Below are 13,853 nucleotides of genomic sequence, written 5' to 3'. Positions count from 1 at the left end.
CGGTGTCCGCGTGACGTTCGCCTACGGCTCGTCGAGGGTGAATTCCACTGGCACCCGTACCGACGACGCGACCGGCTTGCCGCCCTCGATCGCGGGCTCGAAGGTCCAGCCGCGGACCGCTTCGACCGCGGCGCGGTCAAGATCGCGCGACCTGCTGCTGGTCTCGACGCTGACGTCGCTCGGGCGACCGTTGGCATCGACCTGTACCAGCAGCACGACGGTGCCCTCTTCGCGGTTGCGGGCCGCGGCTGGCGGATAGCTCGGCTCGCCCGGCGAGACGGGTGCCGCGGCGCGGTCGGCGGGGCGCGCAGGTGCGGTCGGCGTCGTGCGCTGCGGTTCGCTTGCGTCGGGTGTGGGTTCGGGTGATGGCGCCGTGCCGTCGCCGATCGTCGGCGCATCGGGGAGGGGCGCATCGGTGGTCGTGTCGCGCTGGCTGAGGAAGTACCAGCCCACCGCGACGAGCGCGATCAGCAGCAGGATCCACAACAACGGGCTGGAGCGCTTCTCCTCGGCCACCGGCTCGGAGGGGGGCGGCAGGTCCTGTGGCGGCCGCGGATCGTGGGGACGCTGGATCGGATCGCTCATGACCGGCACTCCAAACTGAACGGGGTTGCAGGCTTCCACACCGGATGTGGAGGTTGCGTCAGCGCCGGAGGGCGCGCGCGGCCGTCGGTCGACGGCTCATTGAGTAGCCGGTGTGAACTGGAACGGCACCAGCAGTTCGCCGGGGACAGGCCGGCCGTCGCGCATCGCGGGCTCGAAGCGCCAGCGGCGCACCGCCTGGGTCGCCGCCCGGTCGAGCCGACGGTGCTGGCTGCTGCGTACGAGATCCACGGCGCTGGTGCGGCCGTCGGCATCGACATGGACGCGCAGCAACACCTCACCGGCTTCGCCCCGGCGCATCGCGGTGCGCGGGTAGTCCGGCGCCGGCGTCGAAATGGGACGGGGCTGGCGCGCGACGTCGGCTGCGACGGGTACCGGTACCGGCGTCACCGTCGCGTCGACCATCGTCGCGGCCTCGGACGGCGACGCAACGGGCGCGGTGCGCGGCACGTGTTCGTCGATGCGGACCGGGGAGGGCGACGTGGTCGTCGATCCGCCGCGTCCCGTGCCTTCGGATGCGGCGGGCAGCGGCGCGGGCAGTGGCTCGAAGGTGCGGCCGGCCGTCGCGGTCGGCGCAGCGGCACTGTCGTCGGCCGTCGTTCCGGTCGGACGGTTCCCCAGCCACAGCGCGACGAAGAGCAGCAAGCCGAGTCCGCACGCGGCCGCGATCGCCCCCCACGCGCGACGCGTCGGCAGGAGCGACGACAGGGTCTGGCGCCAGTGCGGCGTTGGCGACGATTCGGACATGACGGCTTCCGGCAGGCGAGCGCGCATTCTTGCATATGCATCCCGCGCGTCCGGGCGCGCGGGATGCCCACGCCGCGGCGCCTCTCGGCGATAATGCCGATCCGTTCCGCTGCGATGTGCCCACGATGCTCGATCCCAACCTGTTGCGCCAACACCTCGCCGACACCGCCGCGCGGCTGCGTGCGAGCCGCGGTTTCGAACTGCCGGTGGCGCGCATCGAATCGCTGGAAGCCGAGCGCAAGCAGATCCAGATGCGCACGCAGGATCTGCAGAACCTGCGCAATACCCGCAGCAAGGCGATCGGCCAGGCCAAGGCCAAGGGTGAGGACACCGCACCGCTGCTGGCCGAAGTCGCGGCGTTCGGCGATGAACTGAAGCGCAGCGAGGGGCGACTCGAGGAGATCAAGGCCGACATCGAGGCCATCGTGCTGGGCGTGCCCAATCTGCCGGATCCGGATGTGCCCACCGGCAAGGACGAGTCCGACAATGTCGAGACCGCGCGCTGGGGCACGCCGCGCCACTTCGACTTCGAGGTGCAGGACCACGTCGCGCTAGGCGCGCGCAATGGCTGGCTCGATGCGGAGACCGCCGCCAAGCTCAGCGGCGCGCGTTTCACCGTGCTGCGCGGTTCGCTCGCGCGACTGCATCGCGCGCTCGCCCAGTTCATGCTCGATCTGCACACTGGCGAGCACGGCTACGAAGAGACCAGCGTCCCGCTGATCGTCAATGCCGACTCGATGCGCGGCACCGGGCAGCTGCCGAAGTTCGAGGACGACCTGTTCGCCACGCCGTTCGGCGATGGCATCCGCTACCTGATTCCCACCGCGGAAGTGCCGCTGACCAACACCGTGCGCGACAGCATCGTCGACGCCGAGCGCCTGCCGCTGCGCATGAGCGCGCACTCGCTGTGCTTCCGTTCCGAAGCCGGCAGCCACGGTCGCGATACCCGCGGCATGATCCGCCAGCACCAGTTCGAGAAGGTGGAGCTGGTGTCGGTCACCCGGCCCGAGGACAGCGACGCCGAACACGAGCGCATGACGCGCGCCGCGGAAACCGTGCTCGAGCGGCTCGGCCTGCCGTATCGCAAGGTGTTGCTGTGCACCGGCGACATGGGCTTCGCAGCGCAGCGCACCTTCGATCTGGAAGTCTGGCTGCCGTCGCAGCAGACCTATCGCGAGATCTCGTCGTGTTCGAACTGCGGCGATTTCCAGGCGCGCCGGATGCAGGCGCGCTGGCGCAATCCCGGGACCGGCAAACCCGAGCCGGTGCACACGCTCAACGGGTCGGGCGTTGCGGTCGGCCGTGCGCTGATCGCGGTGATGGAGAACTACCAGAACGCGAACGGCACGATCGATGTGCCGGAAGCACTCCGGTCCTACATGGGCGGACTCGCGCGCATTGGTTGAGCGGAGCGGCGCTGCCTCGACGGCCCATTCGGCCAGAGCGCATCGTCCGGCATGCGCTGTTGCGTTGATGGGATAAAGCTGTTCAAATTGCCGCCATCGTTCTGATATCGGGCCGTGCCATGCAGGATCTCAATGATCTCTATTACTTCGCGATGGTCGTGGAGCACGGCGGATTCGCCGCTGCCGAGCGCGCGCTCGGGATTCCGAAGTCGCGGCTGAGCCGTCGCATCAGCCAGCTGGAGACCGAGCTCGGCGTGCGCCTGCTGCAGCGCTCGACGCGCCGCTTCGCGGTGACCGACGTCGGCCAGAGCGTGTTCCGCCACGCGCAGTCGATGCTGGCCGAGGCCACGGCGGCGCGCGAGGTCGTCGACCGCCTCAGTGCAGAGCCGCGTGGCCTGGTCCGGGTCAGCGTGCCGGTCAGCATCGCCCAGCAATCCATCCCGCAGCTGTTGCCGGAATTCCTCGCGCGCTATCCGCAGGTGCGCGTGCAGTTGCACGTCAGCAACCGCCGCGTCGATGTCATCAACGAGGGCTTCGATGTCGCGGTGCGGGTCCGCTCGAAGCTCGACGACGACGGCAGTCTGGTGATGCGTAGCTTCGGGCAGATCCAGGAACTGCTGGTCGCCAGCCCCGGCTATCTCGACCGCATGGGCCGCCCGAGCGATCCCGGTGAACTCGACCAGCACACGACGATGAGCATGGGCGAGGACGAGGTGAAACAGCGTTGGGACCTGCAGGCGAACGATGGCACCACGCGTCGCGTCGAGCTCAAGCCGCGCGTCGCCGGGTTCGACTTCCCGATGCTGATGGCGCTGGCGAAGCAGGGTCTCGGCATCACCATGTTGCCGGAAACCCTGTGCGCCGAAGCGGTCCGCAATGGCGAACTCGAAGTCGTCCTGCCGGAATGGCATCTGCCGCAGGGCATCGCGCATGCCGTGTTCGCGTCGCGGCGCGGCCTGCTGCCTGCGGTGCGCGTCTTCATCGACTTCCTCGCCGAGAAGCTGCCGCCGCTGATCGAGGCCTCGAGCCTGGACTGCCGCAATTGCGACAAGCGTGCGCCGGGTGCGGGCAAGAACGCGCTGCCACCGCCGATCGACCGCGCACGGCCCGTGGCCGCACGGATCGCCTGATCGGGGCGATGTGCGTCCGGCCTCGCACAACGGGGCCGCGATATCGGACAATGTCGACCGCGGCACGCCCGGCCCTGAGCCGATGGTCCACCGGCATCGGCGTCGGTCTCGGCGCTGAAGCGTTGCACGGGCGGCTCAGGCTGGCGTTGCGTGCAGCCACATCGATCGTAGATCGATGACATACGGGTAGCAGTCGGGGAAACAACGTGCCGGCGAGATTCCGGAGAGATGGCCGAGTGGTTTAAGGCAGCGGTCTTGAAAACCGCCGAAGGGTCAAACCTTCCGTGGGTTCGAATCCCACTCTCTCCGCCAATCCGTGATATCCAACTGATTTTATTGGATAAATTGCAATATCGCGGTTGGCGAATCAGGACACAAATCGGGTCACGACCCGATGCGGATTCCTCATCATCTATCGCGCTCCCCCTCGGGCCGCTGGGCGTTTCGCCAGCGTGTGCCGGCCGATCTTCAAGGCATTTTGGGATGCCGCCTCCTTAAACGCTCGCTTCGCACGGCCGACTTGCTAGAAGCTCGCGTGCGCGCCGCCATGCTCGTCGCGGGCTATGCTCGGGCTCTTCAGCCTGCTGAGGGATCAACGCGTGGCGAAGTTCTCCAAGGACGAGGTGGATGCGCTCATCGGGCGTTTGAGCGGCGCGGACAACCTTCGCGACCTGACATTGCATCGGACCCTGGGTGCCGATGGCACCGTCAGCGAACGCTGGCAGCTCGACGACGAAAAGGACGTGCGGCTGTTCCGAGCAGTCCAACAGCGGCGAGTGGGCGATGACTCGCTCCAGGACCTTGCGGATGGGATCGCGCCGACGCCTGCACCGACCGCTCCCCAACCAGGCTTAGAGCCCATCCAGCTCGGAAAGGCTCGGGATGCTTGGCTCGCCACGCTCAAGGGCAGCACGCTGCCCCCATCCAAGCTCTGGTTGGCTTCCTGGGCGAGAAGATCAGGGTTGCGAGCATCACCCGCTCAGATCTAGCCCGCTGGTATCAGTTCATGCGGAACGCTGGGGCCTCGACCCCTACGCTCACGAACAAGCAGAGCTATGTGGGCGGGAAAGGCGGGTTCTTCGATTGGGCGATGGCGTCGGGCTACTACCCCAAAGGCGACAACCCCGCCGCGGGCCACGTCAGCTATTCGGCCCGGGAGAAGCGAGCGCGGCGGAAGTTGGGATTCAAAGCCTTCGATCGCGACCAGATCCAAGCGCTGTTCGCGCCAGCCGTCTTCGGAAAGCTGTCCGAGTCCGCCCGGTGGGCGTCGCTCATCAGGCTCTACACCGGCGCCAGGGCGTCAGAAGTGGGCCAGCTCCTCGCCAACGACATCATTGAGTAGGACGGTATCCCGTGCATCCGCGTATCCGATGAAGGTGAGCATCAGAAAGTGAAAGCCGATGTCAGCCTACGTACGTTACCAATTCATCCCGAGCTGCTTGAACTAGGGTTTCTCGCGTGGGTCGAAGGGCGACGCAGGGCGGGCCATCAGCGCCTGTTCCCTGCGGCCAAAGCGGACGCCAAGAACGGGCAGGGCAATTGGATCTCGAAGGCCTTCAGCCGTCATCTGGCTGGCGTTGGAAAGAGCTGGGCGCCAGCGAAACGAGGTTTCCATTCGCTGCGGAAGACGTTGATCCAGGAGCTTCAGGGTGCGGGCGTAGTGTCAGAGGTTCGGGCGCAGATCGTTGGGCACGAGCTCGATGACGAGCACCATTCGACCTACAGCCGAGATTTCTCCGTTCGTGAAAAGCTCATCGGTCTTAGTCCGCATTCTCCGGGCCTGAGGGCCTTGAAATACGAGTTACAGCTCGAAGCACAGCAAGAGACTTGTTACAAATATCGCGACGACAACGGGTGCGGTTAGGCTGTGCCGCTCAGACCTGCGGGAACTGAGCTACCTTCCAAATCAATAATAATGTGCCATCGAAAGGCCTTTGCCGACGTTTTTAGCAATCGGAAAAGCGTCGCCATGCTGCAGGCTCTATGGCGATCAAATAATTGGTAGGGAGAGCGCGCACAATACTCAAAGTAACGGGTGTCGGAGTATCCCTATCTTTAGGTTGCTCAATGTCCGACATCTTTACGTCCACTCGACGGCGCAAGCTGCCGTGCAAAGTTAAAATGGCTGAAAGTCTCGCGCAGATGATTGTCAGACTGTAGCGGGACTTTTGCACTGTCATCGATATCCGATGTCGACTACGAAAGGGCCGGGAATATGAGGTTGTTCATTACGGGTATTGTTATCGTTTTTTCAACAGTCAACGCATCATGCGCATCGACGGCGACGGCGGGCACTGATAGGGGGCAGGATGACCTCGTAATTTCCTTGGCCAAGCTTGATCCAAACCAACCCCTTCCTTTAGTTCTTATCGAAAATGGACAGATTCAGCCGCGAGATGGCTGCATTTTTGTTGTTGGAAGCGATGAAGATCGAGGGGTGCTTGCTGTCTGGCCAAGCGGTTATGAGCTTCTGAAAGAAGGCGGGAAGGTGGTCGGGGTTTGGGATCCTAGGCGCGAAAAGAAATTGAGATTTGGCGTTACTTCCGACTTAAACGGGGGTGGGATTGAAGGCTACGAAAGCGCGGTAGTGCGTGATGGTTGCATAGGAGAGCGGATGCTGGTTTACATTCCGTAACTTTAAATTTTGCCCGGAGAAGGAATTCTATGCAAACGACTAGTGTATTTTGGTAATCGGTTTTTATTCTGCTCTTATTTTACCCCCAGTTGTGTCAAGCAGAGGGCCGCGGAGAGGCAGTAGCTGACCTGCCTGCGCTAAGTGTCGGTTCGTCCGGAATCCGAGGTCTTGGCCCAGCCTCAACGTTACTCGATGATAAACTTCGCAGGGAGCTTCCAGGTATTTACGCAGGGATGGTTTTCAGTGACGCGGTCGTGCCCCAGGTCGTGATCCGCTTCACAGAAGCTCCTGCGGAAAATCTTTCCAAATACACAAGTGACCCTTTATTTGTGGCCGCGCGTGCTGAGCACCCTCTTGAACTTATCAAGGCCGTGCAGCGGGAGGTCGGACTTGAACTTTCAAAATCCGGAATCAAGTTTGAATCAGTGCTGGATATGAGCTCGCTCAAAGTGCGAGTGGGGGTGCTGAATGTGCCGGAAGCGAGGAGGGCTTTGGTAGGATTTCTACGTCTGTATAATTTTGTCGAGATCGTAAGAACTCCGGGCTTTCACCAGCAGTTCGCTTTGCTCGGCGGCATACGCTATCAAGGAACTCCCGATACGAACGGGATCGCGCCGTCCGCTACATTTGGCTTTAACGTCGTTCACGAATCACTTGCGCAAGGAATTGTTTCGGCCGGGCATGCTGTTCAAAACATCGTTACGGTTGAAGGTGAGCCGATCGGGTTGTATCGATACGCGGGAATGACACGCGGCTCTGTAGATGCTCAATGGCATATGCAATCCTGGTCCTTATCTCCTCCGCGGCCGCACCCGAACCAAATACAGACAACGGGGCCTCTGGGGACCATCGACATCGACGGAGTTACGTCTCTGTCGCAGTTGGGTTTGGGCTCCGAGGTATGCAAGCAGGGTCGAACAACTGGCTATACATGCGGAAAAGTCATTCAGAAGGACTTTGAGTTTGCGTTCAATGGCGAAATTGGAACCTACGTGTTGGTTGAGCCTCTTTCGGGGCAGGGGCCGGTTGCTAAAGGTGGTGATAGCGGCGGACCGGTCTTTCAGGGCTCGAAGGCCGTGGGCATGGTGCATGGCGGTTACGAAGAAGGCGATCCGCGATACGGCACGATGGTTTTCATACCAATTGAGAACATCGAGGCCCTCAAGCTAAAGGTGATTACTGAGAAATTTCAAATCACTTCAATTCCAGACGTTTCCGGTTTGCAGGGCGTGCGGATTCCAGCGTCAATCACGTTTACCGGCTATCCGAGATTCGTTGTCAATCAGCGCACGGTCAACATCGAATGTCCAGAAGGATGGGAATGCAGCCCTTATGAGGTGAGGCACCTCTTTGCTCAGCGTGATTCCTTAACTTTTAACTTTCGATGTGCAGTAAGTAATGAAAATGGCACTACCACTTTTCGGTGGAGAACAACCTTGACCGGAGCGGATGGAGCAGCGACTAACTCAATCGAGCATTCCAGCACATGTGTGGCACCAGACAGCGTGTCTCCTGGATCCGGCCGTAAGAGTAATGAAAGGCCAGCTGTGTTTATTGAGCCATGAACAGAATCGATAGAGGCTGCGTAGCTGGCTTTCGCTTACCAAATGAGATTATGGAGCTGTGCCTTGGCTAAGCCGTTGCTCTGCTTGCCCCCAGCGTGAAGCAGACTCAACAGCTGCAAGGGGGCAGTAGTGTCGCAGGCCATCTTGATGAAGGGCGCCACCCTACCGACAGCGGATATTTCACTGTTTGTGAGAAGGTCATTTGCTTGAGTCCGCAGTCGCAAGGCCTACTTCTATCAGGATGCTGCAGCGTGGGGGGCTTGCCTGCCGGCGCCGCGTTCGGCTCACGCTCCTTGGCCGCTTTTCTGCGGTTCGCAAGCAGTTCGCCGAGAGGACGCAATTCGCGCTCCACGAGCCGGCTCTTCGTCCCAACTTGGGGCGTTGAGGAGCTAGGGGGCGCATGATCAAGCTTGGGCAGACCCGAGTTGCGGCGGGAAATCATATCGGCCGCGAGTTCGAGGGCGAGATCGATCACTTCGAGACGCTCAGCCGGGCTAAGCCGCGCGGCATCGTTGGTATGGCCGCTGAGCAAGCGGCTCGCGATTTGAAGCTATGGGTCGTGGGGCATGGGGATCCATAAAATTGAAGACCCGCTCAGCGAAACACGTCACGCCGCTTTGGCAAGCGCTCAAAACGGTCCCAATTCACGTTTATGAAAATTAGTCAAATGCCCTGAGCGGTCGCCCCCCCCTTCGCATGACTGCATGCCAACCGATGTGCAATGCGTCGGCCCCAGGCTTGGCACCCCGTTATGATCCGTGGACACAAAACAGGACACATTCCGATTTGAGTTCTACAATGAGATCAGTAGCTTAGGTCGGAGTTGATCCGATTCCACTCTCTCCGCCAGACCTTACAGCTCGCTCGTGTCCACGAGTCCGCGCCCGGCCTGGGTCAGATCGATGTCGCCATCCTCGGCGAGCACCGCATAACCCTGTTCTACCGCCCAGTCCCGATCGGCAGCGGGCAGGGGCGTGGTCGCGTTGATATCGCGCAGGATGCGCAGCTGGTCATCGGTCAAGGTCGTCGTCATTCGAATCTCCGTCAGGATGCAAGGGCGGAAAATGGCGCGCGTTTCGTCAGCGCGATGGGTGCGCGCGGATAGCAATGCCGCGCGGTGTCCCGCGAAGGAACCCCGTCGCAGCGGCGATCACGCCATTGCGGACGCGTCGTCATAGGGGAGATGGGTCGCACCGGTCTGCTGCAACGCGGTTTCCGCCGCCGCCAGCGTCTCATCCTCGGCGTCGATGACGACCAGGATGCGGCCGGCTTCGATCTCGGTTTCGAACTTGCGCCGGATCGGGTCCGGCAGGGACGCGCCCACCATCGACGAGGCCCAGGTGCCCACCGCCGCACCGCCCAGGGTGGTCAATGCGACACCGGCGATCGTCAGGCCGAGCGGCGGCACCACCATCGCCACCAGACCCGCGAGCAGGCCGGTCGCGCCGCCGTAACCCGCACCGCGCAGGGCCGCATGCTTGAAATCGGTGGGCGCTTCCTTCTGGTGCTCCGGCACGCTGTCGAGTTCGATGTCGGAACGTGCGATCAACGAAATGCCGTCCTCGTCGATGCCTGCTTCGCGTGCGGCTTTGACGGCGCGCTGGGCGCTGGCGAGCGAATCGGTGCTGTAGACCTGACGCGTTTTCATCGGTGGCTCCATGGCGCGGAATGAGCCCGAGCATGTGCGAGCCGGGGTGTGGCGGTCGTGAGGGACCGCCGTTTCCGCACGTCGCCCGCGCCTGCCGGGTCGGCGGCATCGGGTGCGCACGATGGCCGCCTGTCGGTGCTTGCCGCGTTGCGGCCGGGGCGTTAGCCTCGGGAGCGCGAAGGGACGCTATTGGAGACAGGGATGATCCGCGTGTACATGGTGGACGATCATGGATTGGTGCGCGCCGGCCTGCGTATGATCCTGCAGAACGAGAGCGACATCGAAATCGTCGGCGAGGCCGAGAGCGGCGAGGAAGCGTTGCCGCAGATCCGCAGGCTCAAGCCCGACATCGTCCTGTGCGACGTGCATCTGCCGGGCGTCAGCGGTCTCGAAGTGACCGAGCGCGTGGTGCGTGGACAACCCGAGACCCGCGTCATCGCGGTGTCGATCCTGGAAGACGGCCCCATGCCCCGACGGATGATCGAAGCCGGCGCGCTGGGTTATGTCGGCAAGGGCGGCAATGCCAGCGAATTGTTGCGGGCGGTGCGTGATGTCGCGCGCGGCAAGCGTTATCTGGCCAGCAATATCGCGCAGAACATGGCGCTGTCCGGCATCGGCGGCGGGGACACGCCGTTCGATGCGCTGTCGCCGCGCGAGCTGGAAGTCGCGATGCTGCTGTTGCAGGGATTGCGACAGGAAGAGATCGCCCGGCGCCTGAGTCTCAGCGCGAAGACGGTGAACACGCACAAGTCGCGCCTGTTCGAGAAACTGCAGATCCAGGACAGCATTGCGCTGGCGAGGCTGGCCAGCCAGTACGGGCTGACGGCACCGGACCAGGCGCTCTGACGAGCGCCTGGCCTCGGGTCTGACCTATCGCAGCGGCATCACGCCTTGTGGCGGGTGTCGCTGTCGTCGTCGGACGCGTCCGACGGCGTCGCCGCAGCATCCTCGTCTGGCATCGTGACGATCGGAGCAGGCGTGACGGGATCCGGCGTCATGCCGGGTACCCGCGCACCGCGCTGCGACGCGTCATCGAACAGGCCGCGGGATGCAGGCTCGGACGGATCCGACGCGTGTCCCGTCTCGCTGTGTGCATCGGCGACATCCGTGCCGACCGGCTCCTCGATCGCATCGGCGGCCGCGTCGGCCGGCAACGCCGGCTGCGGCTCGAAGACCGGTGCCGGACGATCCATGTGCGACACGACTGCAGGAATGGCGACGTCAGCTTCGGCGGCCTCTGCGGGGGGGGACTGCGGCGTGGCAGGTGCTGCCTCGTCGTCCTGCTGCGCGACCGGCGCTGCGGTCTGGGCGGTGTCGACCGATTCGGCCGCTGCGATGGCAGGCGCCACCGGCGTCGGCTCGTCGCGGGGGACCGGCGCGGCGTCGGCGATCGTCTCGTCCACAGGCGAGGGCGCGTCAGGCGCCCAGGCGATCAGCGGATCCGACGCCTGGTCCGTCACCGGCGTGGCGAGGGCGACTTCCGCTGGCGGTGCAACCGACGTCGCCACGGCAACCGGCGCTGCGGCGACAGCCGGGCGCGGTGCTTGCGGCTCGGTGGCGGCCTTGGGCGCCGGCTGCGGCGCCACGTGCGGCACGTCGTCGAAGTCGAACTCGGGCTGGGAACGATCGGTCTGCACCATGTCGCCCGCGTCGCCGTCGTCGAGATCGTCGGCCTGCTGCGTGTCGTCGGACATGCCATCGGCATCCTTGGCGCCGCCACGGCGACGGCGGCGACCACCACGGCGTCCGCGGCGGCGGCGGCCATTGCCGTTCGCGTCGTCGTCACCGTTGTCGCCGTTGTCGTCATTGGCGAGGGCCTCTGACGCGTCGACTTCGGTATCGCCGGTCGAGGCGGGCACGACGGGTGCCACCGGCGCGGGCTGCTCTCGCGTCGGCTGTTCGGCGACGGGCGGGGCCGGGAACGCGACATCATCACGCGTCGTCGGCTCCGCCGCGGCCGCAGCGGCGGTCACCGCCATCGCGGCCGTGTCGATGCCCTCGTCTTCCTGCCTGCGCGGACCGCGCTGGCGCTGCTTGGGGCGACGCTCCTGGCGTTCCTTGCGCGGACCGGCATCCGCGGTCGACTGCGGACCGACCTGCGACTCGCGACGCGGCTCGCCGGCGTCGCGCTCCGGCGCCCGATCCTGCGACTGCGCGGTACTGCCGTTGCTGTTGCCGTTACTGCCGCCCTGGCCGGAGCGGTTGCCACGCCGGTCGCGACGCTGGCCACCCCCGTTGCGGCCATTGCCACGTTCGCCACCACGCGCCTGCTCGCCACGGGGCTGATCGCCGCGCGGCTGCTCGGTCCGTGCGGGACGCTGTCCGCCCTGACGGGGCGCCGGCGTCGCGGGCTCGGGCGCGCCGAAGAGGCGCTTGATCCAGCCCATGAATCCGCCGTCCGCAGCCGCGGCGGGCGCAGCGACGGGTGCCGGCGTCGGCGCGGGAGCCACCGGGGCTGCGACGGCGACGGGCTCGGGCCGCGGCTCGCGCACCGGCGCAGGCTGGGTCGGACGTACATTGGTCACGGCAGGCGGCGGCACGTTGAGGTTCGCCTTGCTGAGCGCGATCGTGGCGACCCGGCGCGGCGTGCCGCGCTGGTAGCTGGGACGGCTGGTCTCTTCGCCGAGCTCGTTGTCGCGGATCCGCGAGACGTCGTAATGCGGCGTGTGCAGCTGTTCGTCGGCGACGATGATGATCGGCGCGTCGTGGCGCTCCTCGATCTCGGCCAGCGCGCTGCGCTTCTCGTTGAGCAGGTAGTTCGCGATCTCCACCGGCGCCTGCACTTCCGCGACGCGGATGATCGACAGCGACAGCGACTCGATGCTGCGCATGCGGCCGTGGCCTTCGCAGCGCGGGCAGACGATCTGGCTCGACTCGCCCAGCGACGCGCGCAGGCGCTGCCGGCTCATCTCCAGCAGACCGAACTTCGAGATCTTGTTCTGCTGCACGCGGGCGCGGTCGTACTTGAGCGCGTTCTGCAACTTGTTCTCGACGTCGCGCTGGTGCTTGTTCGACGACATGTCGATGAAGTCGATGACCACCAGGCCGCCGAGATCGCGCAGGCGCAGCTGGCGCGCCACTTCCTCGGCCGCTTCCAAGTTGGTGTTGAACGCGGTCTCTTCGATGTCGCCGCCCTTGGTGGCGCGGGCGGAGTTCACGTCGATCGCGGTCAGGGCTTCGGTCTGGTCGATGACCAGCGCGCCGCCGGAGGGCAGACGCACGGTGCGCTCGTAGGCGCTCTCGATCTGCGACTCGATCTGGTAGCGGTTGAACAGCGGCACATCGTCGGTGTAGTGCTTGAGCTTGCGCAGGTTGTGCGGCATCACCTGCTCGACGAATTCCTTCGCCTCGGCGTACATCTCCGGCGTATCGACGAGGATCTCGGCGATGTCGGCGCGCATGTAGTCGCGCAGGGCGCGGGTGATCAGGCGCGATTCCTGGTAGATCAGGAACGGCGAGGGCTTGCTCAGCGCGGCTTCGGCGATCGCGCGCCAGATGCTCAGCAGGTAGTCGAGGTCCCACTGCAGCTCTTCGGCGTCACGGCCGACACCGGCGGTGCGGATGATCACGCCCATGTCGTCCGGGATCTCGAGCGCATCCATCGCCTTCTTCAGCTCGGCGCGGTCGTCGCCCTCGATCCGGCGCGAGACGCCGCCCGCGGTCGGCGAGTTGGGCATCAGCACCATGTAGCGGCCGGCCAGCGAGATGAACGTGGTCAGGGCCGCGCCCTTGTTGCCGCGCTCTTCCTTGTCGACCTGCACGACCACTTCCTGGCCTTCGCGCAGGAGTTCCTTGATCGAGCCCTTGTTGTGGTCGGCGCCGGACTGGAAGTAGTCCCGGGAGACTTCCTTCAGCGGCAGGAACCCGTGGCGGGCGGCGCCGTACTCGACGAACGCGGCCTCGAGCGACGGCTCGATGCGGGTGATACGACCCTTGTAGATGTTCGACTTCTTCTGTTCCCGAGCCGGCTGCTCGATGTCGATGTCGTACAGGGACTGGCCATCAACGATGGCGACGCGCAGCTCTTCGGCCTGCGTCGCGTTGATCAGCATACGCTTCATGTTTGCGTTCCTTAACGCGCTCTTGCGCGCGGAACGCCGGGGCGTTTCGCCTGGATGC

General features: G+C 64.6%; 11 protein-coding genes, 1 tRNA gene and 1 pseudogene. 8 read left to right on the top strand and 5 right to left on the bottom strand.

Translation table 11 applies throughout. The annotated features are described in order from the left end of the window. Window positions 1-21: 21 nt before the first annotated feature. Together CJ022_RS00795 and CJ022_RS00790 are read right to left on the bottom strand one after the other, a co-directional pair. Complete coding sequence (locus CJ022_RS00795) at window positions 22-585, bottom strand: energy transducer TonB (RefSeq protein ID WP_101924812.1); 564 nt, start codon at window positions 583-585, stop codon at window positions 22-24. A gap of 96 nt (window positions 586-681) precedes the next feature. Continuing rightward, entirely contained in the window at window positions 682-1,350 is a 669-nt protein-coding gene (locus tag CJ022_RS00790; RefSeq protein WP_143703847.1) for an energy transducer TonB, read from the bottom strand. A gap of 125 nt (window positions 1,351-1,475) precedes the next feature. Here CJ022_RS00790 and serS point away from each other — a divergent pair, with 125 nt between their 5' ends. The 7 genes and pseudogenes from serS to CJ022_RS16630 all read left to right on the top strand — a co-directional run bounded on the left by serS (window position 1,476) and on the right by CJ022_RS16630 (window position 8,666). After that, the gene (gene serS, locus CJ022_RS00785; RefSeq protein ID WP_101924947.1) at window positions 1,476-2,756 is read left to right on the top strand and encodes a serine--tRNA ligase; all 1,281 of its coding nucleotides are present in this window, start codon (window positions 1,476-1,478) and stop codon (window positions 2,754-2,756) included. Window positions 2,757-2,875: 119 nt separating this feature from the next. Next, window positions 2,876-3,886, top strand: coding sequence for a LysR substrate-binding domain-containing protein (locus CJ022_RS00780; protein ID WP_425490811.1), 1,011 nt, complete (start codon window positions 2,876-2,878; stop codon window positions 3,884-3,886). A gap of 222 nt (window positions 3,887-4,108) precedes the next feature. After that, window positions 4,109-4,198: transfer RNA gene (locus CJ022_RS00775), tRNA-Ser, on the top strand. 82 nt (window positions 4,199-4,280) lie between these two features. Then, window positions 4,281-5,750: pseudogene (locus CJ022_RS17340) on the top strand (DUF6538 domain-containing protein). 351 nt (window positions 5,751-6,101) lie between these two features. Beyond that, window positions 6,102-6,521, top strand: coding sequence for a hypothetical protein (locus CJ022_RS16640; RefSeq protein ID WP_143703846.1), 420 nt, complete (start codon window positions 6,102-6,104; stop codon window positions 6,519-6,521). Window positions 6,522-6,775: 254 nt separating this feature from the next. Continuing rightward, window positions 6,776-8,086 (top strand): S1 family peptidase, encoded by a 1,311-nt coding sequence (locus CJ022_RS16635; protein WP_158238322.1) that lies wholly within the window; start codon window positions 6,776-6,778, stop codon window positions 8,084-8,086. A 400-nt stretch (window positions 8,087-8,486) separates the two neighbouring features. Next, window positions 8,487-8,666: a hypothetical protein gene (locus CJ022_RS16630; protein ID WP_143703844.1), complete on the top strand. Its 180-nt coding sequence runs from the start codon at window positions 8,487-8,489 to the stop codon at window positions 8,664-8,666. A 273-nt stretch (window positions 8,667-8,939) separates the two neighbouring features. On the opposite strand, the gene CJ022_RS00760 is transcribed toward CJ022_RS16630, so the two are convergent. Continuing rightward, window positions 8,940-9,119, bottom strand: a complete 180-nt coding sequence (locus tag CJ022_RS00760) for a hypothetical protein (RefSeq protein WP_101924809.1) — start codon at window positions 9,117-9,119, stop codon at window positions 8,940-8,942. A gap of 117 nt (window positions 9,120-9,236) precedes the next feature. Beyond that, window positions 9,237-9,734, bottom strand: a complete 498-nt coding sequence (locus CJ022_RS00755; protein ID WP_101924808.1) for an ABC-2 transporter permease — start codon at window positions 9,732-9,734, stop codon at window positions 9,237-9,239. A 201-nt stretch (window positions 9,735-9,935) separates the two neighbouring features. Between CJ022_RS00755 and CJ022_RS00750 the strand changes: the two genes are divergently transcribed. Beyond that, window positions 9,936-10,580: a response regulator gene (locus CJ022_RS00750; protein ID WP_101924807.1), complete on the top strand. Its 645-nt coding sequence runs from the start codon at window positions 9,936-9,938 to the stop codon at window positions 10,578-10,580. A gap of 38 nt (window positions 10,581-10,618) precedes the next feature. On the opposite strand, the gene CJ022_RS00745 is transcribed toward CJ022_RS00750, so the two are convergent. Further along, window positions 10,619-13,786 carry a ribonuclease E/G gene (locus CJ022_RS00745; protein WP_101924946.1) on the bottom strand — a complete coding sequence of 1,056 codons (3,168 nt, stop codon included), beginning with the start codon at window positions 13,784-13,786 and terminating at the stop codon, window positions 10,619-10,621. Between the last annotated feature and the right edge of the window lie 67 nt (window positions 13,787-13,853).

The organism is Luteimonas rhizosphaerae, assembly GCF_002849595.1.
Classification (GTDB): domain Bacteria; phylum Pseudomonadota; class Gammaproteobacteria; order Xanthomonadales; family Xanthomonadaceae; genus Luteimonas; species Luteimonas cellulosilyticus.
Note: the sequence above shows the minus strand (reverse complement) of the source record. Positions and strands in the feature narration are given on the sequence as shown.

Coding starts and splice junctions, on each gene's coding strand:
- CJ022_RS00795 (WP_101924812.1), bottom strand. CDS start 585: ATGAGCGATCCGATCCAGCGTCCCCACGATCCGCGGCCGCCACAGGAC.
- CJ022_RS00790 (WP_143703847.1), bottom strand. CDS start 1,350: ATGTCCGAATCGTCGCCAACGCCGCACTGGCGCCAGACCCTGTCGTCG.
- serS (WP_101924947.1), top strand. CDS start 1,476: ATGCTCGATCCCAACCTGTTGCGCCAACACCTCGCCGACACCGCCGCG.
- CJ022_RS00780 (WP_425490811.1), top strand. CDS start 2,876: ATGCAGGATCTCAATGATCTCTATTACTTCGCGATGGTCGTGGAGCAC.
- CJ022_RS16640 (WP_143703846.1), top strand. CDS start 6,102: ATGAGGTTGTTCATTACGGGTATTGTTATCGTTTTTTCAACAGTCAAC.
- CJ022_RS16630 (WP_143703844.1), top strand. CDS start 8,487: ATGATCAAGCTTGGGCAGACCCGAGTTGCGGCGGGAAATCATATCGGC.
- CJ022_RS00760 (WP_101924809.1), bottom strand. CDS start 9,119: ATGACGACGACCTTGACCGATGACCAGCTGCGCATCCTGCGCGATATC.
- CJ022_RS00755 (WP_101924808.1), bottom strand. CDS start 9,734: ATGAAAACGCGTCAGGTCTACAGCACCGATTCGCTCGCCAGCGCCCAG.
- CJ022_RS00750 (WP_101924807.1), top strand. CDS start 9,936: ATGATCCGCGTGTACATGGTGGACGATCATGGATTGGTGCGCGCCGGC.
- CJ022_RS00745 (WP_101924946.1), bottom strand. CDS start 13,786: ATGCTGATCAACGCGACGCAGGCCGAAGAGCTGCGCGTCGCCATCGTT.